Raw genomic sequence first — 17,647 nt, 5'->3', positions numbered from 1 at the left:
CAGCAACGCCTCCTCCACACTCCCCGGCAGCGATGGCGCCGGGCGCGCAACAGTGCGTCCGGCAGATCATCGGCAATAACAAGCTGAGGAAATTGCGAATGAGGAATGGAATGCTGCATCTGGCCACGGCAACGGCGCTGACCCTGGCGCTGTCGGTCTCTGCGGCCAATGCCCAGAAAAAATATGATCCGGGCGCCAGCGACACCGAGATCAAGGTCGGCCAGACCGTGCCGTTCTCGGGGCCAGCGTCGGCCTATGCGTCGATCGGCAAGACCCAGGCCGCTTACTTCAAGATGATCAACGACCAGGGCGGCATCAACGGCCGCAAGATCAATCTGATTCAATACGACGATGCCTATTCGCCGCCGAAAGCGGTGGAGCAGGTCCGCAAGCTCGTCGAGAGCGACGAGGTGCTGCTCACCTTCCAGATCATCGGCACGCCGTCGAACGCGGCCGTGCAGAAATATCTCAACTCCAAGAAAGTGCCGCAGCTGTTCGCGGCCACCGGCGCCTCGAAGTTCACGGACCCCAAGAACTTCCCGTGGACCATGGGCTACAATCCGAACTATTTCGTCGAAGGCCGCATCTATGGCCAATACATCCTGAAGGAGCATCCGAACGCCAAGATCGGCGTGCTCTATCAGAACGACGACCTCGGCAAGGACTATCTGAACGGCATCAAGGCCGGCCTCGGCGACAAGGCCGCCAAGATGATCGTGACGGAGGCGTCCTACGAGGTGTCCGACCCGACCGTCGATTCGCAGATCCTCAAGATCAAGGATGCCGGCGCCGATTTGTTCTTCAGCGCGACCACGCCGAAGCAGGCGGCGCAGGCGATCAAGAAGATCGCCGAGCTCGGCTGGCATCCGGTGCAGATCGTCGACATCAACGCGACCTCGGTCGGCGCGGTGATGAAGCCCGCGGGGCTCGATGCCGCCAAGGGCGTCATCAGCGTCAACTACGGCAAGGACCCGCTCGATCCGACCTGGAAGGACGATGCCGGCATGAAGCGGTATCTCGACTTCATGGCGAAATACTACCCGGACGGCGACAAGGACTCGAACTTCAACACCTACGGCTACGGCACCGCGCAGCTTCTGGCCCATGTGCTCCAGCAGTGCGGCGACAACCTGACGCGCGAGAACGTCATGAAGCAGGCGGCGTCGCTGAAGGACGTGACCGGCGACATCGCACTGCCCGGCATCAAGGCCAACACCTCGCCGACCGACTACCGCGTCAACAAGCAGCTTCAGATGATGAAGTTCAACGGCGAGCGCTGGGAACTGTTCGGCCCGATCCTGGAGGATGCAGGGCCGGCGGGTTAGTTTCCTCCGCTGTCATTCCGGGGCGATGCGACAGCATCGAACCCGGAATCTCGAGATTCCGGGTTCGGCTCTTCGAGCCGCCCCGGAATGACTGAACAAGAAGGCGTGGATGGCTGGGTCAAGCCCGGCCGTGACGGCAGAGAGAGTGTCGCTCCGCGGCTCTCAAGTCGGCACCTCGCCAAAGTTCTTGCCCACCGGCAGCACCGCGTGCCGGATCAGCCGCGAATCCTCCACGGCGGCCTGGCGGTGCTTCACCGCCTCGCGATAGACGGGATCGCGGATCATCTCGACGAAGGCGGCGACGCTTGGGTATTCGGCGATGAAGCAATGGTCCCAGCGTTCCTCCTGCGGGCCGATCAGCATCAGCTCGAACCTGCCCTGCCAGACGATGCGCCCGCCGAGGCGTTCGAACACCGGGCCGCTCTCGCGGCCATAGGCCGCATAGGCCTCCGCGCCGCTCGCCTTGCGGCCGTCCGGGTAGGCGGCGTCTTTGCGCAGCCGCACCAAGTTGAGCATGTGGATCGGGCCCGGGCGATCGTTGTCCCGGAACTGCGCGAAAATCTCCTTGGTCGGATCGATGTGGCCCATAGGTACTCCCTCTTGTGTTCCCTCTTGTTTTGTGGCGGCGATCCTAGCTTCGCCGTCCGATCAGCGGAACTGCGGCGGACGAATGCCGCACCTCCTAATCGCGCGTTAACGCCTGGGTAACCGGGCCTTAAACAGCGACCGCTAGCGTGCGGCGGGGCGGGCTGACCGGGCGTTTTGCGTATGGCGTGGGGAAAGAAAAAGGGTGGGCGGAAGGAGCCGCTGTTCGGCTTGCCCGCGGCGCTCGCCGACCTGCGCCTGACCGCGGCCGACCGCGTCCCGGGCGGCGAGGACAAACCGAAGAAGTCAGCGAAATCATCCGCCAAGCGCAAAGCTGAGGACTCCGGCGACGAGCCGCCGCGCGAACGGAAGCCACCGGCCGGCCGCAGCGGCGCCAAGCGCCGGTCGAAGTCGCGTATCGGCGCCAGCCTTGGCCGACTGGTCTATTGGGGCGCGGTGGTGGGCCTGTGGGGCGCCATCGCCGTGGTCGGCGTCGTGATCTATGTCGGCGCCCATCTGCCGCCGATCCAGTCGCTGGAGATTCCCAAGCGTCCGCCGACGATCCAGATCGTCGGCATGGACGGCAGCATGCTGGCGCAACGCGGCGAGATGGCCGGCGCCAATGTCGCGCTGAAGGATCTGCCGCCATACCTGCCCAAGGCCTTCATTGCCATCGAGGACCGCCGCTTCTATTCGCATTTCGGCATCGATCCCGTCGGCATCCTGCGCGCCCTCGTCACCAACGTGCTTCATCGCGGCGTGTCGCAGGGCGGATCGACGCTGACGCAGCAGCTCGCGAAGAACCTGTTCCTGACCCAGGAGCGCACCATGCAGCGCAAGCTGCAGGAGGCGGAGCTCGCGATCTGGCTGGAGCGCAAGCATTCCAAGGACGAGATCCTGGAGCTCTATCTCAACCGCGTCTATTTCGGCTCCGGCGCCTATGGCGTCGAGGCCGCCGCGCAGCGCTATTTCGGCAAGTCGGCGAAGAACGTGACCATCGCGGAAGCCGCGATGCTGGCCGGCCTCGTCAAATCGCCCTCGCGGCTTGCGCCGAACCGCAACCCGGAAGGCGCGGAAGCGCGCGCGCAAATCGTGCTCACGGCGATGGCGGATGCAAGGTTCATCACCGAAGCGCAGGCGCAGGCCTCGATCGGCCATCCCTCCTACAACGTGAAGCCGGTCGGCGCCGGCACGGTCAATTACGTCGCCGACTGGATCGGCGAGGTGCTGGACGACCTCGTCGGCCAGATCGACGAGAGCATCAAGGTCGAGACCACGATCGATCCGAAGCTGCAGGGCGTGGCGGAAGCCGCCATCATCGACGAGCTCGCGGCCAAGAGCGTGAAGTTCAATGTCAGCCAGGGCGCGTTGGTGGCAATGACGCCCGACGGCGCCGTGCGCGCCATGGTGGGCGGGCGGAACTACTCCGAGAGCCAGTACAACCGCGCGGTGACCGCCAAGCGCCAGCCGGGCTCCTCGTTCAAGCCGTTCGTGTACCTCACCGCGCTCGAGCAGGGCCTGACGCCCGACACCGTGCGCCAGGACGCGCCGATCGAGGTCAAGGGCTGGAGACCTGAGAACTACACCCATGAATATTTCGGCGCGGTGACGCTGACCCAGGCGCTGGCGATGTCGCTCAACACGGTCGCGATCCGCCTCGGCCTCGAGGTCGGGCCGAAGAACGTGGTGCGCACCGCGCACCGGCTCGGCATCTCCTCGAAGCTCGAGCCCAATGCCTCGATCGCGCTCGGCACCTCCGAAGTCTCGGTCGTCGAGCTGGTCGGCGCCTATGCGCCCTTCGCCAATGGCGGCTTCGCGGTGACGCCGCATGTCGTCACGCGGATCAGGACGCTCAGTGGCAAGCTGCTCTACATGCGCCAGCCCGACGAGCGCAACCAGGTGATCGACCCGCGCTATGTCGGCATGATGAATTCAATGATGCGGGAAACGCTGATATCAGGCACCGCCAAGAAGGCGGAGATCCCCGGCTGGCCCGCGGCCGGCAAGACCGGCACCAGCCAGGATTACCGTGACGCCTGGTTCATCGGCTACACCGCCAACCTCGTCACCGGCGTCTGGCTTGGCAATGACGACAACGCGCCGACCAAGAAGGCGACCGGCGGCGGCCTGCCGGTCGAAGTCTGGTCGCGCTTCATGCGCACCGCGCACGAGGGCGTGCCGGTCGCGAACTTGCCGAACTCGCAAGCGAGCTGGGGCCTGTCGAACCTCGCGCAGGCGGCTTCGCAGGTGTCGCCGCCGACGGCGGCCGCGCCCGGGCCGGCGCCGGCGAGCAATGGCGGCTATCGCCCGCCACCGACGCGCGCCAATGCGCGGCCGGAAGCGGCGGCGGGGCTGGATGGCTGGTTGATGGACCGGCTGTTTGGCGGGAATCGATAGGTTCGGCTTGAGGCCTTTGGGGCCTCAAAACAAAAACTGCGAAAACAACCCCATGCACATTAGCCGGTGATCGCTGGCGCGATGCGCGGTGGATTGTGCGAGGTCATTGATACGTCGGGCAAATCAAAAGCCGTGGCGCAAGGCGCTGACGTCGCCCCACTCTCCGCCGTCATTGCCCGCGAAAGCGGGCAATCCAGTACGCTGCGGCCTCTCGATTCAATAACAACCGCCTCGGAATACTAGATCGCCCGCTTTCGCGGGCGATGACAGCTCCAATTTGGTTAGCAGCGGACGCTAATCCTCGACCCCGTACCGGTGCAGGTCGTTCCCGCACGTGTCGAGCCACTTCTTGGCGCGCTCCATCGAGGGGCAGACCTTGCCGCACACGCGCCAGAACCGCGCCGAGTGGTTCATCTCGACGAGATGGGCGACCTCGTGGGCGGCGAGATAGTCGAGCACGAAGGGCGGCGCGAGGATCAGGCGCCAGGAGAACGACAGCGAGCCGGCCGAGGTGCAGGAGCCCCAGCGGCTGGACTGGTCGCGGATCGACAGCCGCTTGACCCTGACACCGAGCTCGGCGGCATAGGCTTCGGCCGAACGCTGAAGATCGTGGCGCGCCTCGCGCTTGAGGAAGTCATGGACGCGGCGGTCAGCATGCTCGACGCCGCCGGCGACGCAGAGAATGCGTTCACCGCTGTCGCGCACTTCCGTCCACACCGTGCCGCGCGCACCGGCGCGATGAACGATGCGATGGGGAACACCGCGAAGCGGTATCACTGTGCCAGGCTGGAACGGCGCGGCCTTCGGCAAACGCCCGAGACGTGCCGCAATCCATGCACCGTGACGCTGCGCGAAGTCTTTTGCTTCGGCGAGCGTGCCGCGCGGCGGCATGGTGAGGATGGCTTCGCGATCGCTCGGATGAATTCTGAGCGTGTAGCGGCGCGCACGCCTGTGCCGGCGCAGCCGAATCGCAAAAAACTGCGATCCATGGGTGATGACGAGGGTCTTTGGCTCGTGGGGCCGCCGATAGAGGAGTGCGCGAGTGGCCATGTCTGTCAGTCCGGGGAGCAGGAGTTCGCCCGGATTCTGCCATAACCGCCGCCAGGGAAAGCGCTCGGCGCAAAAACAAATCATTTGCCCAATATACAGGGGTCTGGCGTCCGGGAGACCCTACAGACTGGGGTTGGAACCCGCTTTTTTCGCCCCCTCCGGACGCATGCGACACCCCCAAGGGGTGAGGGCTGACTCACTCCTATAAAGCTACCTAAATACCGCGAATCTGGAGGGAACCAAGCCCTGCCGGAACCTCCGGCAGCACCCGAATTTTCGACGGGAAAGCCGAAAAACGCGTCGAGAGCGATGCCCGCTCCGATGTGATCGAACGGAGATGGCTCTCGATTCCACTTCTGACGCGTTTTCTTTGCGCGAACCGGTCCCGCTTCGCTCGAAAACGCTCTATTCGGCCGCGAGAGCCTGCAACGAGCTCGGATTCGCAGCGGAGACCATGAAGTCGTGAATCCTCGGCACGATTTCCGACTTGAAACGCGAGCCGTTGAACACGCCGTAATGTCCGACGCCCTTCTGGACGTAATGAACGCGGCGATGATCGGGGATCGAGCGGCACAATGTGTGCGTTGCTTCGGTCTGACCGAGACCGGAGATGTCGTCGTTCTCGCCTTCAACCGTCATCAACGCCACACGCTTGACCTTGGAGGGATCGACGCGGGTTCCACGATGGGTCATCTCGCCCTTCGGCAGCGCGTGCTTCACGAACACGGTGTCGACGGTCTGCAGGTAATACTCGGCGGAGAGGTCCATCACCGCGAGATATTCGTCATAGAACTCACGATGCTTGTCGACGAGATCGCCGTCGCCCTTCACCAGATGGGCGAAAAGCTGCTTGTGGGCATCCATGTGCCGGTCGAGATTCATGCTGATGAAGCCGTTGAGCTGCAAAAATCCCGGATAGACGTCGCGCATCATGCCCGGATGCGGGAACGGCACCTTGGTGATGACGTGGTTGCGGAACCAGTCGATGCCGCGCTCCTGGGCGAGGTTGTTCACCGCGGTCGGATTGCGGCGGGTGTCGATCGGGCCGCCCATCAGGGTCATCGAGGTCGGCACGAACGGATCGCGCTGCGCTTCCATGATCGAAACGGCGGCGACGACGGGCACCGAGGGCTGGCACACCGCCATGACATGGGTGTTGCCGCCGAGGACGTGCAACATCTCGATGATGTAGTCGATGTAGTCGTCGAGATCGAAGCGGCCGTCGCTGAGGGGCACCATGCGGGCATCGGCCCAGTCGGTGATGTAGACATCATGCGCGGGCAGCAACGCCTCGACCGTGCCGCGCAGCAGCGTCGCATAGTGGCCGGACATCGGGGCCACGATCAGCACGCGCGGCTGCGGGCTGCGCAGCGGACGCGTGAACTTGCGATCGAAGTAGAGCAGCCGGCAGAACGGCTTTTCCCAGACCGAACGGATCTCGACGGGGACGCGGATGCCGTTGACCTCGGTGTCGTTGAGGCCCCATTCCGGCTTGCCGTAGCGGCGCGTGGTGCGCTCGAACAATTCGCAGGCCGCGGCGACCGACTTGCCGACCTCGGTGCGCGCCCAGGGATTGAGGGGATTCTGAAACAGGAACTTGGTCGCGTCGGTGACCGCACGTGCCGGATTGAGAGAGGCGTGGGCCATCTCGTACATCCAGTACATCGGCGTCGTCAGGACCGGACTGCCTTCTGCAGCCAGGGGCGGCGCGCCGCCAAACTCACCAATAGGCATCGCTATATCCCTCTTCGCATCGCAGCATACTGCCGAATGCGTAATATTGCGTCAATGCACCGTCCCCGTACATCTACGTGGCGGAGACGGTTAAATCAGCCTGAATCCACGGGAAAGTGAAACTATTCGCCGCTGGACAGCAGCGAGCCGTTCTTCCTGGCGCTGCGCAAAAGGGCAAGGAATGCCCAAAAAGATGCAATCAGCAGCCCTAAATTGATGGCCAGCGCCTCCAGCATCAGGTCGATGCGGAAGGTGTTCTCGATCAAGAGCGCCCGCATCCCCTCGAAAACGTAGGTCGGCGGCAGCGTCCAGGCGACGACTTGCAGCCAGCCCGGCAGCACGCTGACCGGATAGTAGATGCAGGCGAGCGGCATGATCGCGAACATCAGGGTCCAGACGATGCTCTCGGCGCCGAGACCGTTTCGCAGCACGAGTCCCGAGACGAAGATGCCGACCGACCAGCTGGTGAAGATCAGATTGCAGAAGAACGCGATCAGCGGCAGGCCGAGGGCGTAGACGTTGAAGTGAAACAAAAACAGCGCGAGCAGCGTCATCGGGATCACGCCGATCGCGAGCCGGATCAGGCTCATGATCATCAGCGACAGCAGAAATTCGATCGGCTTCAGGGGGCTCATCATGAGGTTGCCGAGGTTGCGCGCCCACATCTCCTCCAGGAAGGAGATGGAGAAGCCGAGCTGGCCGCGGAACAGGATGTCCCAGAGGATGACGGCGCCGATCAGCGTGCCGCCGGCGCGCGCGAAGAAATTGGCGTTTTGCGCGATGTAGAGCTGCAGGAAGCCCCAGGTGATGACCTGGAGCGCCGGCCAGTAGAGCAGCTCGAGCAGCCGCGGCCAGGACGACATCAACAGGTACCAGTAGCGCAGGATCATCGCGCCGATGCGCTGCATGGAGATGCCGCGATGGAGGGAGAGCTCGGTCATGGCTGCACCGCGTAGCCCGGATGAAGCTTCGTCATTCCGGGGCGCGCGGAGCGCGAGCTATGATGCGCAATTGCGCATCTGAGAATCCATAACCACAGGCGGCGATTGTGGGACGAGGCCGGCAACCCCGAGTCTTCGCCAAATTCAATCCTGTGGTTATGGATCCCGGGCTCGCGACTATGTCGCGCCCCGGGATGACGGGATCCATCCGGGCTAGGACCGAAAAATCGGGACTCCCTCATCGCGCCGCCTCCTTCTCGCCGTTCACCCGGCCGCGCGCGACGTCCAGGAACACCTCCTCCAGCGTGGTGCGGTTGTAGCGGGCCATGATGGCCTCCGGCGTGTCGTCATCCTCGATGCGGCCGCGCTTCATGATGATGACGCGGTCGCACAGACGCTCGACCTCGAGCATGTTGTGCGAGGCCAAGAGGATGGTGGCGTTGTTCTCCTTGCGATAGCGCTCCAGATGGCCTCGCACCCAATCGGCGGTGTCAGGGTCGAGCGAGGCGGTCGGCTCGTCCAGGAGCAGCAGCTCGGGCTGGTTGATCAGCGCTTTCGCCAGCGCGACGCGGGTCTTCTGGCCGGCGGAGAGCTTGCCGTTGGCACGGTCGATGAATTCGGTGAGGTCGAGATCGTCGGCGAGCCTGGCGATGCGGCCCGCGAGATTCTTCACCGCATAGAGCTTGCCGAAGATGGTGAGGTTCTGCCGCACCGTGAGCCGCATCGGCATGTCGACATAGGGGCTTTCGAAATTCATCCGCCCCAGCACGGAAGCGCTCTCCTCGGGCATCTTATGCCCGAGCACCTGCACGCGGCCGGAGGTCGGCAGCACCAGGCCCATGATCATCGCGATGGTCGTGGTCTTGCCGGCGCCGTTGCCGCCCAGGAGCCCGGTGATGCTGCCGCGCGGCAGCGAAAAGGAGATATCGTCGACGGCGCGGGTCTGCTTGTAGACCTTGACGAGGTGATCGACCGCAATTGCCGCAGAGGAGCTGCGCTCCGCGACAGTCGGCGGACTTGAAGCTTTGTCGTTCCCGGTCATGCTGAGCCGTTCTTCTGCTATTGCAGCTGACAGCGCAAGGCTTGTAATCCGGGTGGTTCCACCAGCCGCGCGTTCGTGACCAGAAGGCACCGCCACATTGGCCGACATGACCGAAATTGCCGCTTCCGACTTTCGCCCCGCGCAGCGGCATATCCGCCTGGACACCATCCTGCGGCTGCGCTGGCTCGCGGTGCTCGGCCAGCTCGCCGCGATCTTTATCGTGGCGCAGGGGCTGGAGTTCAACGTCGAGATCGTCCCCTGCGTCAGCATCATCGCCCTGTCGGCCTCGCTCAATCTGGCGCTCCAGACCGTGTCCAATCCGCTGCAGCGGCTGGAGCCGATGCAGGCGGCCGGACTGCTTGCGCTGAACATCGTGGAGCTGGCCGGCCTGTTGTTCTTCACCGGCGGGCTCCAGAACCCGTTCTCGTTCCTGTTCCTCGCACCGGTGCTGATCTCGGCAACCGCGCTGCCGGCCCGCTTCACCTTCGGGCTTGGCGTGCTGGCGGTCGCCTGCGCCTCGGTCCTGTTCTTCTTCCACCTGCCGCTGCCCTGGGATTCCGACGATCCGCTGGTGCTGCCGCCGATCTATCTCGTCGGCGTCTGGCTCTCGATCGTGCTCGCGATCGGCGTCACCAGCCTTTACTCGTTCCAGGTCACCGAGGAGGCGCGCAAGCTTGCGGATGCGCTCGCCGCGACCGAGCTGGTGCTGACGCGCGAGCAGCATCTGACCCAGCTCGACGGCCTCGCCGCCGCGGCCGCGCACGAGCTCGGCACGCCGCTCGCGACGATCTTCCTGATCTCGCGCGAGCTGGAAAAGACGGTGAAGGACCCGATCTTTGCCGCCGATTTGAAAACCCTGCGCGAGCAGACGCAGCGTTGCCGCGACATCCTCAGCAAGATCACCCAGCTCTCCTCCACCGGCGCGCCGTTCGACCGCATGAAGCTGTCGGAGCTGATCGAGGAGGTGGTGGCCCCGCACCGCGATTTCGGCGTCGACATCAAGGTGCGGATCGCGGTGGCCGCCTTCGCCGAGCCGGTCGGCTCGCGCAACCCGGCGATCCTCTACGGCGTCGGCAACATCGTCGAGAACGCAGTCGATTTCGCCCACACCACCGTCGAGGTGAACGCCTGGTGGAACAAGGACACGATCGAGCTCCTGATCTCCGACGACGGCCCCGGCATTCCGCCCGATATCCTTAACCGGATCGGCGAGCCCTATCTGTCGCGGCGGCGCACCCCGGATGACGCCGGCGGCGAACGGCGCGGCCTCGGGCTTGGCGTGTTCATCGCGCGCACCCTGCTCGAACGCACCGGCGCCAAGGTCTCGTTTACCAACCGGATCTTTCCGGAACACGGCGCGGTGGTCCAGATAACGTGGCCGCGACAGCGTTTTGAGGCTATCGAGACGCTTGAAGAAACAATAGGATAGGCCGCGACCTTGCGTCGCACAGGCCGACTGATCGACTATTGGCGGCCTTGGCGCCGCCCGTTTGCGACGCCATATGTGGATGTGCAGAGAGAGGACAAAACCTTGAACGCCATCGCCGAACTGAACGAACAGACCGACCGCTCGCTTCTCATCGTGGAGGACGACAAGCCGTTTCTGGAGCGCTTGTCGCGCGCGATGGAGACGCGCGGCTTTGCGGTGACATCGTGCGACACCGTCTCGGACGGTCTCGCGCAGATCGGCAAGGCGGCGCCGGCATTCGCCGTGGTTGATTTGCGCCTCGGGGACGGCAACGGCCTCGACGTGGTCTCGGCGCTGAAGAAGAAGCGCCCGGATGCACGCGCGATCGTGCTGACCGGCTATGGCAACATCGCCACCGCGGTGACCGCGGTGAAGATGGGCGCGATCGATTATCTCTCCAAGCCGGCCGATGCCGACGACGTCGTCGCCGCGCTGCTGTCGACCAGCGCAGAGAAATCCGAGCTGCCGACCAACCCGATGTCCGCCGATCGCGTCCGCTGGGAACACATCCAGCGCATCTACGAGATGTGCAACCGCAACGTCTCGGAAACGGCGCGGCGGCTCAACATGCACCGCCGGACGTTGCAGCGCATTTTGGCCAAGCGCGCGCCGCGGTAACGGTTTCGTAGGGTGGGTAGAGCGAAGCGAAACCCACCTTCCTTGCTTACCTGACCGCCTTGCTTACCTGACCGAAAGTGATGGGTTTCGCTTCGCTCTACCCATCCTACGGACTCATTCCCAGAAATCCGCGTGCCCCTGCGGATCGACCAGCCGGTTGATCCGCAAAGCCGCCGCCATCGCAAAACGCACCGTCATCTGCTTGCGCGTGGCGGCCGCGATCTTGTGCTCGGGCGCCTCGCAATGCAGATGCGCGCCATAGGCGTCGGCGATGATGAGGCCGGTGTCTTGCGGAAAGATCTCGCACGGCAGGTCCTGCGTGAAGGCGAAGAACAGCCGGTCGCAATGGGCGCGGTATTCGTGCCATTTCTGATCTGCGCGCAGATCCTCGACCGACGACTTGATCTCGACGATCCAGATCTCGCCGCGCTCGTTCAGCGCCACCAGATCGGCGCGCCGGCCCGACGGTAGCGGCAGTTCGCTGATGCAGGAAAATCCGAGCGAGCGCAGCAGCCGCGCCGTGCCGCGCGCGATCGCCAGCGCCGTCTCGGATTGGCGGCGGTCCGGCGGCGGCACGAGGGCGATGTTGCGGGCGCTGCTGTCCATGGGGTGAGGATAGCCGATTCCATTCCACCCGTCATTCCGGGGCGCGCCACCTGGCGCGAGCCCGGGACGACGGTGGCGCAGGAACCTCCCCCTGCCCTCGCACTTATCACGCAGCCGCCGCACCCCGGCGGGACCTGTGAGGCCGCTCGCGCATGATCGACGATCTCTGGTACAAGAACGGCGTGATCTACTGCCTGTCCGTCGGCACCTATATGGATGCCGACGGCGACGGCGTCGGCGACTTCAAGGGCCTGTTGCGGCGGCTCGACTATCTGCACGGCCTCGGCATAACCACAATCTGGCTGATGCCGTTCCAGACCTCGCCCGGCCGCGACGACGGCTACGACATCGCCGACTATTACAGCGTCGATTCCCGCTACGGCACGCTCGGCGACTTCGTCGAGTTCGCCCATGGCTGCAAGCAGCGCGGCATCCGCATCATCATCGACCTCGTCGTCAACCACACCTCGGACCAGCATCGCTGGTTCAAGGAAGCGCGGCGCGACAAGAACTCGCCCTATCGCGACTGGTACGTCTGGTCCGACACGAAGCCCGCCAATGCCAACAAGGGCATGGTGTTTCCCGGCGTGCAGAAATCGACCTGGACGCGCGACAAGGACGCCGGCGCCTGGTATTTTCATCGCTTCTACGATTTTCAACCCGACCTCAACACCTCGAACCCGCACGTGCAGGCCGAGATTTTGAAGATCATGGGCTTCTGGATCCAGCTCGGCGTCTCCGGATTCCGCATGGACGCCGTGCCCTTCGTGATTGCGACCAAGGGCGCCAAGGTGAAGAAGCCGGTCGAGCAATACGACATGCTGCGCGCGTTCCGCGAATTCCTGCAATGGCGCCAGGGTGACGCCATAATCCTCGCCGAAGCCAATGTGCTGCCGGAAACCGACATGGAATATTTCGGCCGCGATGCCGACCGCATGCACATGATGTTCAACTTCCACGTCAACCAGCATCTGTTCTATGCGCTGGCGTCGGCCGACTCGCGACCGCTGGCAAAGGCGCTGAAGGCGACCAAGCCGCGGCCGGCCTCGGCGCAATGGGGCCTGTTCCTGCGCAATCACGACGAGCTCGATCTCGGGCGCTTGACCCCGGCACAGCGCGACACCGTGTTCAAGAGCTTCGGCCCCGACAAGGACATGCAGCTCTACGACCGCGGCATCCGCCGCCGCCTCGCGCCAATGCTCGGCGGCGACCGCAGGCGGCTCGAGCTTGCCTACAGCCTGATGTGCACGCTGCCGGGAACGCCCGTGATCCGATATGGCGACGAGATCGGGATGGGCGACGATCTCTCATTGCCGGAGCGCAATTGCGCGCGCACGCCGATGCAATGGTCGACCGAGCCGCATGGCGGCTTCACCAAGAACGACAAGCCGGCCTGTCCCGTCATCGACAAGGGCCCTTATGGCTTTCCGCACGTCAACGTCGCCAAGCAGCGGCGCGATGCCAATTCCATGCTGAACTGGACCGAACGCATCGTCCGCATGCGCAAGGAGGTGCCGGAGATCGGCTGGGGCAATTTCGCGATCATTGCGACGCGTGATCCGGCTGTCTTCATCATGCGCTATGACTGGCGCAACAATTCGGTGCTGTTCGTGCACAATCTCGATGAGAAGCCACGCGAGATCGCGTTCTCGACGGGGCTGCCTGATGATGCCGGCGCGCACCTGATCAATCTGCTCGCGGAAGACCACAGCCACGCCGACAAGCGCGGCCAGCACCGCGTCGTCCTGGAGCCGTATGGCTATCGCTGGTATCGGGTCGGCGGGTTGGATTATTTACTGAAGCGGAGCGATATCGATGAGGATACTGCGGGTAACAAGCATCCGGGGTAGGTGCATCCACACACTCCGCCGTCGTCCTGGCGAAAGCCAGGACCCATTACCCCAAGAGGTCGTTGGCGCGTGAGCTGATAACCACCAGCCTCCGCCACACTGCGTCCTGTGGTAATGGGTCCTGGATCTGCGCTTCGCTTGTCCAGGACGACGTTGGAGAATGACGCTATCGCCTCGCCCTACTTTTTAGGGCGGCGCGACGATCACGCCCTCATTGCCGCGCAGATCCAGCACCCCTTCCAGCCGCTCACCCTCACGATCCAGGAACGTCGACAGCAGGATCTCGCTGCCGAAGCGGATCGCGCTGGTGGTGACGGCGATCGGGTCGGGGCCGAGATTGAGGGCCACGATCACCGCCCTGCCCTCGGCCTCGCGGCGGTAGATCAGGAGATCGCCCTGCGCCGCGATCGGATGATAGTTGCCGGCCACCAGGGGCGGGCTGCTCTTTCGCAGCACGATGAGCCGCCTGTACAGGCTGAGGATCGAGCGCGTGTCGGCTTCGAGATTGACGACATTTTCGTGGATATGATCCTCAGGCAGCGGCAGCCACGGCCTGACGTTCGAGAAGCCGGCGAAGTTCGAGGAATCCCACTGCATCGGCGTGCGGCAACCGTCGCGGCCGACGCCGATGCCGGGCACGTTCTTCTCGAAGGGATCGCGCACATCCTCGGGCGCGATCGCGAGCTGATGCATGCCGATCTCGTCGCCGTAATAGAGCGTCGGCGTGCCGCGCAGCGTCAGCAGCAGCATGGCGGCGACGCGGGCCTGCTCGGGCCCGACGCGGCTGGCGACGCGCGGGCGGTCGTGATTGCCAAGCACCCAGTTCGGCCAGGCGCCTTTCGGCAGCGCCTTCTCGTAGTCGTCGATGATCGTCTCGATCGAGCGCGCGCTCCAGAACGTCGAGAGCAGCGCGAAGTTGAACGGCATCTGCGCGCCGGTGAGGTCGTTGCCGTAATAGGCCATCAGCCGGTGCAGCGGCAGATAGATCTCGCCGATCAGCACGCGGGCGCGATAGGCATCGGTGACGCGGCGCATCTCGGCGATGACGTCGTGCACCTCCGGCTGGTCGGTGGAATATTGCGTCAGGATCTTCTCGTTCGGCGGACGGCCCTCGACGTAGTGAGGATTGGGCGGATTGTCGCGGAATTCGGCGTCCTTGATCAGGTGCCAGATCACGTCGACGCGAAAGCCGTCGACGCCCTTGTCCAGCCAGAACCGCATCGCGTCGTAGATCGCCGCGCGGACGTCTGGGTTGCGCCAGTTGAGGTCCGGCTGCTGGGCGAGGAAGGCGTGATAGTAATATTGACCCGTCGTCTCGTCGAACTGCCACGCGCTGCCGCCGAACTCGGACAGCCAGTTGTTCGGCACGCCGCCATCGGGCGCCGGATCGCGCCAGACGTACCAGTCGCGCTTGGGATTGTCGCGCGAGGACCGGCTCTCGACAAACCAGGGATGCTGGTCCGAGGTGTGGTTGGGCACGAGGTCGAGGATCAGCTTGAGACCATGCTCATGCGCGGCCGTGAGCAGCGCGTCGAAATCCGCCATCGTGCCGAACAGCGGATCGATGCCGGTATGGTCGGAAATGTCGTAGCCGAAATCGGCCATCGGCGAAGGGAAGATCGGCGACAGCCAGATCGCGTCGACGCCGAGCGACTTCACATAAGGCAGCCGCCGCAAGATGCCGGCGAGATCGCCAACGCCGTCACCGTCGCTGTCCTGAAACGAGCGCGGATAGACCTGGTAGAAGATGCCGTCGCGCCACCAATTCACCTCGCCCTGTGCCATGTCGGAGAACCCACCCGAAAATCCGCCTCGCGCGAGAGAACGCGGAAGCAACGCCCCGGTTCAAACCAGCAGGCCAATTGGGACGGCCGTGTGACGGCCGAGGCGGCTGTTCCGGGGCCGGGCCAAGAATCTCAAGAATCTTTTGCTTGGCGGCATGGCAAAAATCGGCATTGTGGCGCCATGACCGAGCAAAATGATACCCAAGGATCCTCGCAAGAGTCCTCGCAAGCCAAGGCCGGCGCGATCATCGTCCCCGTGACGCTGTTCGAGCAGAACTGCACCATCATCTGGGACGAACCCGGCAAGAAGGCCGTGGTGATCGACCCCGGCGGGGACGTGCCGAAGATTTTGGACGCGATCAAGCAGACCGGCGTCACCGTGGAGAAGATCTGGCTGACCCACGGCCATATCGACCATGTCGGCGGCGCCGCGGAATTGCGCGATGCGCTGAAGGTGCCGATCGAGGGACCGCATCAGGCCGACAAGTTCCTGCTCGACAATGTGGTGGAGAGCGGCGCGCGCTTCGGCATGACCGGGGTGCGCAACTTCGCGCCGGACCGCTGGTTAGAGGAGGGCGACACCGTGTTGATCGGCGGCTTGCAGTTCGACATTCTGCACTGCCCCGGCCATTCGCCCGGCAGCGTGGCGTTCTTCAACAAGGAATTACGTTTCGCTCATGTCGGCGACGTCCTGTTCGCAGGCTCCGTCGGCCGCACCGACCTGCCCGGCGGCAGTCACGCCACGCTGATCAGCTCGATCAAGACCAAGCTGTTGCCGCTCGGCGACGATGTCGGCTTCATTTGCGGCCATGGCGCCGGCTCGAGCATCGGCCAGGAGCGGATGACCAATCCGTTCATCACCGGCGAGATGTAAGCTCTATTCAGCGATGCACCGGCGTCGCCACAAACTCAGCTGTCGTCCCGGACAAGCGTAAGCGCAGATCCGGGACGACGCGCGAGGGCTGAGCTACTTCATCAACCCCGCGGCGGTGAGCGCGCGCGTGATGATCTGGCCGAGGTCGAAGCCGCGGGCGTCCTCGCGCTTCGGCTCGGCCGGCGGTTCGGCGACCGCGTCGCGGATCGAGCGGGCCAGATGCGGCGCTGGCGTCAGCGCCGGCTTCGGCGCTCCAGGCTTTGCCTCCGCCTTCTTCTTCGCCGCGTCCGGAATCCAGCCGGTCAGGCCGAAGAACTTTGCGATGTGGTAGGACGAGGAGATGCCGGCCTCGATCAGGAACGCGCCTTCGACGCCATAGCGCTGGTCGTTGTCGGCTAGCCCGAGCGGCGTGCCGTGCGCCATGTCGGTGATGGCGTAGGACTCGACCAGCGTCTCGCCGTCCTTGTTCCACCAGGCCTGGCGCGGATAGCCGTCGACATTGGTCTCGGCCATCGGCACGTCAGGCAGGTCGTGCAGGTCGAGCCACTGCTTGACGATCTCGTTGGCATTGCCGGGATTGACGGTGCGGTCGGCACTGCCGTGCCACACCGACATCTTCGGCCAGGGGCCGCGATAATCGGAAGCGTTGCGCACGAGATCGCCGAGCTCGCGCGCGGGACGCGCCGGCGAATGGAACATGCCGTCCAGCGCCTCGCGCAAATTCGAGGCGATGCCATAGGGCAGGCCTGCGATCACCGCGCCGGCCGCGAAGACTTCCGGATAGGTCGCGAGCATCACGGACGTCATGCCGCCGCCGGCGGAGAGGCCGGTGATGAAGACGCGCCTGGGATCGATGCGGTGCGTCTTGACCATATGCGCGATCATCTCGCGGATCGAGCGCGCCTCGCCGCTGTCGCGCGCAGTGTCTTCCGGATTGAACCAGTTGAAGCAGGTGTTGCCGTTGTTGGCGCGCTGCTGCTCGGGCATCAGCAGCGCGAAGCCGTAGTGCCGTGCGAGCGTCGACCAGCCCGCGCCGAGATCGTAAGCCGCTGCGGTCTGTCCGCAGCCATGCAGCACGACGACGAGCGCGCGCGGCATCTGCAACTGCGCCGGCGCGAACGCGAACATGCGAAGATTGCCGGGATTGTCACCGAAGTCCGCAACCTCTTGCAATGGACCGGGCGCATCCGCGCTGCGGCCGAAGTCGGCAAAGCGCAGACCATCCACCTTCGGCAGGCGTCTCAAGAGATCGATATTTCTGGCAAGCGACACGGCAACTCCTGGCAGGCGACGTTCAACGTCCACCCAAACCAGATAGTTGCTGCACTGCAAAATGAAAAGTGTGTGTGCTGTCAATTACCAGAAATTCACGG

Annotated in this window: 14 protein-coding genes; 6 read left to right on the top strand and 8 right to left on the bottom strand. The window is 64.3% G+C overall.

The annotated features are described in order from the left end of the window. The first annotated feature begins 98 nt into the window (after positions 1 to 98). Positions 99 to 1,325 (top strand): ABC transporter substrate-binding protein, encoded by a 1,227-nt coding sequence (locus tag ACE10W_RS01185; protein ID WP_028172601.1) that lies wholly within the window; start codon positions 99 to 101, stop codon positions 1,323 to 1,325. A gap of 162 nt (positions 1,326 to 1,487) precedes the next feature. On the opposite strand, the gene ACE10W_RS01180 is transcribed toward ACE10W_RS01185, so the two are convergent. After that, positions 1,488 to 1,913: a DUF1330 domain-containing protein gene (locus tag ACE10W_RS01180; protein ID WP_060909488.1), complete on the bottom strand. Its 426-nt coding sequence runs from the start codon at positions 1,911 to 1,913 to the stop codon at positions 1,488 to 1,490. Positions 1,914 to 2,093: 180 nt separating this feature from the next. Here ACE10W_RS01180 and ACE10W_RS01175 point away from each other — a divergent pair, with 180 nt between their 5' ends. Continuing rightward, positions 2,094 to 4,307 (top strand): transglycosylase domain-containing protein, encoded by a 2,214-nt coding sequence (locus ACE10W_RS01175; RefSeq protein WP_011083732.1) that lies wholly within the window; start codon positions 2,094 to 2,096, stop codon positions 4,305 to 4,307. A 294-nt stretch (positions 4,308 to 4,601) separates the two neighbouring features. Here the strand turns inward: ACE10W_RS01175 and ACE10W_RS01170 are convergent, their stop codons facing one another. From ACE10W_RS01170 to ACE10W_RS01155, 4 genes are all read right to left on the bottom strand, one after another. Continuing rightward, positions 4,602 to 5,441 (bottom strand): M48 family metallopeptidase, encoded by an 840-nt coding sequence (locus ACE10W_RS01170; RefSeq protein ID WP_011083731.1) that lies wholly within the window; start codon positions 5,439 to 5,441, stop codon positions 4,602 to 4,604. 321 nt (positions 5,442 to 5,762) lie between these two features. Beyond that, positions 5,763 to 7,091: a polyhydroxyalkanoate depolymerase gene (locus ACE10W_RS01165; protein WP_028172598.1), complete on the bottom strand. Its 1,329-nt coding sequence runs from the start codon at positions 7,089 to 7,091 to the stop codon at positions 5,763 to 5,765. A 122-nt stretch (positions 7,092 to 7,213) separates the two neighbouring features. Next, positions 7,214 to 8,032 carry an ABC transporter permease gene (locus ACE10W_RS01160; RefSeq protein WP_304550203.1) on the bottom strand — a complete coding sequence of 273 codons (819 nt, stop codon included), beginning with the start codon at positions 8,030 to 8,032 and terminating at the stop codon, positions 7,214 to 7,216. A gap of 238 nt (positions 8,033 to 8,270) precedes the next feature. Continuing rightward, positions 8,271 to 9,074 carry an ABC transporter ATP-binding protein gene (locus ACE10W_RS01155; RefSeq protein ID WP_060909491.1) on the bottom strand — a complete coding sequence of 268 codons (804 nt, stop codon included), beginning with the start codon at positions 9,072 to 9,074 and terminating at the stop codon, positions 8,271 to 8,273. A gap of 106 nt (positions 9,075 to 9,180) precedes the next feature. On the opposite strand from ACE10W_RS01155, the gene ACE10W_RS01150 reads away from it, so the two are divergent. Beyond that, positions 9,181 to 10,503, top strand: a complete 1,323-nt coding sequence (locus ACE10W_RS01150; protein ID WP_011083727.1) for an ActS/PrrB/RegB family redox-sensitive histidine kinase — start codon at positions 9,181 to 9,183, stop codon at positions 10,501 to 10,503. 102 nt (positions 10,504 to 10,605) lie between these two features. Next, positions 10,606 to 11,160: an ActR/PrrA/RegA family redox response regulator transcription factor gene (locus ACE10W_RS01145; RefSeq protein ID WP_008141807.1), complete on the top strand. Its 555-nt coding sequence runs from the start codon at positions 10,606 to 10,608 to the stop codon at positions 11,158 to 11,160. Between the two features lie 114 nt (positions 11,161 to 11,274). On the opposite strand, the gene ACE10W_RS01140 is transcribed toward ACE10W_RS01145, so the two are convergent. Continuing rightward, entirely contained in the window at positions 11,275 to 11,766 is a 492-nt protein-coding gene (locus tag ACE10W_RS01140; RefSeq protein ID WP_092186190.1) for an MmcB family DNA repair protein, read from the bottom strand. A gap of 152 nt (positions 11,767 to 11,918) precedes the next feature. On the opposite strand from ACE10W_RS01140, the gene ACE10W_RS01135 reads away from it, so the two are divergent. Then, positions 11,919 to 13,616 (top strand): alpha-amylase family protein, encoded by a 1,698-nt coding sequence (locus ACE10W_RS01135; protein ID WP_304550190.1) that lies wholly within the window; start codon positions 11,919 to 11,921, stop codon positions 13,614 to 13,616. A 186-nt stretch (positions 13,617 to 13,802) separates the two neighbouring features. Here ACE10W_RS01135 and ACE10W_RS01130 read toward each other — a convergent pair whose 3' ends face one another. Further along, positions 13,803 to 15,401, bottom strand: coding sequence for an alpha-amylase family glycosyl hydrolase (locus tag ACE10W_RS01130; protein ID WP_271557204.1), 1,599 nt, complete (start codon positions 15,399 to 15,401; stop codon positions 13,803 to 13,805). 180 nt (positions 15,402 to 15,581) lie between these two features. On the opposite strand from ACE10W_RS01130, the gene ACE10W_RS01125 reads away from it, so the two are divergent. After that, positions 15,582 to 16,274: an MBL fold metallo-hydrolase gene (locus tag ACE10W_RS01125; RefSeq protein ID WP_304550185.1), complete on the top strand. Its 693-nt coding sequence runs from the start codon at positions 15,582 to 15,584 to the stop codon at positions 16,272 to 16,274. 93 nt (positions 16,275 to 16,367) lie between these two features. Here ACE10W_RS01125 and ACE10W_RS01120 read toward each other — a convergent pair whose 3' ends face one another. Then, entirely contained in the window at positions 16,368 to 17,546 is a 1,179-nt protein-coding gene (locus tag ACE10W_RS01120) for a PHB depolymerase family esterase (RefSeq protein ID WP_028172592.1), read from the bottom strand. Positions 17,547 to 17,647 lie beyond the last annotated feature (101 nt).

The organism is Bradyrhizobium sp. B025, from assembly GCF_042257955.1.
Taxonomy (GTDB): Bacteria; Pseudomonadota; Alphaproteobacteria; order Rhizobiales; family Xanthobacteraceae; genus Bradyrhizobium; species Bradyrhizobium diazoefficiens.
This window is presented reverse-complemented; position numbering and strand designations above follow the sequence as displayed.

Bases quoted from the DNA above. Each gene is read 5' to 3' on its own strand.
- ACE10W_RS01185 (WP_028172601.1), top strand. From the start codon at position 99: ATGAGGAATGGAATGCTGCATCTGGCCACGGCAACGGCGCTGACCCTG.
- ACE10W_RS01180 (WP_060909488.1), bottom strand. From the start codon at position 1,913: ATGGGCCACATCGATCCGACCAAGGAGATTTTCGCGCAGTTCCGGGAC.
- ACE10W_RS01175 (WP_011083732.1), top strand. From the start codon at position 2,094: ATGGCGTGGGGAAAGAAAAAGGGTGGGCGGAAGGAGCCGCTGTTCGGC.
- ACE10W_RS01170 (WP_011083731.1), bottom strand. From the start codon at position 5,441: ATGATTTGTTTTTGCGCCGAGCGCTTTCCCTGGCGGCGGTTATGGCAG.
- ACE10W_RS01165 (WP_028172598.1), bottom strand. From the start codon at position 7,091: ATGCCTATTGGTGAGTTTGGCGGCGCGCCGCCCCTGGCTGCAGAAGGC.
- ACE10W_RS01160 (WP_304550203.1), bottom strand. From the start codon at position 8,032: ATGACCGAGCTCTCCCTCCATCGCGGCATCTCCATGCAGCGCATCGGC.
- ACE10W_RS01155 (WP_060909491.1), bottom strand. From the start codon at position 9,074: ATGACCGGGAACGACAAAGCTTCAAGTCCGCCGACTGTCGCGGAGCGC.
- ACE10W_RS01150 (WP_011083727.1), top strand. From the start codon at position 9,181: ATGACCGAAATTGCCGCTTCCGACTTTCGCCCCGCGCAGCGGCATATC.
- ACE10W_RS01140 (WP_092186190.1), bottom strand. From the start codon at position 11,766: ATGGACAGCAGCGCCCGCAACATCGCCCTCGTGCCGCCGCCGGACCGC.
- ACE10W_RS01135 (WP_304550190.1), top strand. From the start codon at position 11,919: ATGATCGACGATCTCTGGTACAAGAACGGCGTGATCTACTGCCTGTCC.
- ACE10W_RS01130 (WP_271557204.1), bottom strand. From the start codon at position 15,401: ATGGCACAGGGCGAGGTGAATTGGTGGCGCGACGGCATCTTCTACCAG.
- ACE10W_RS01125 (WP_304550185.1), top strand. From the start codon at position 15,582: ATGACCGAGCAAAATGATACCCAAGGATCCTCGCAAGAGTCCTCGCAA.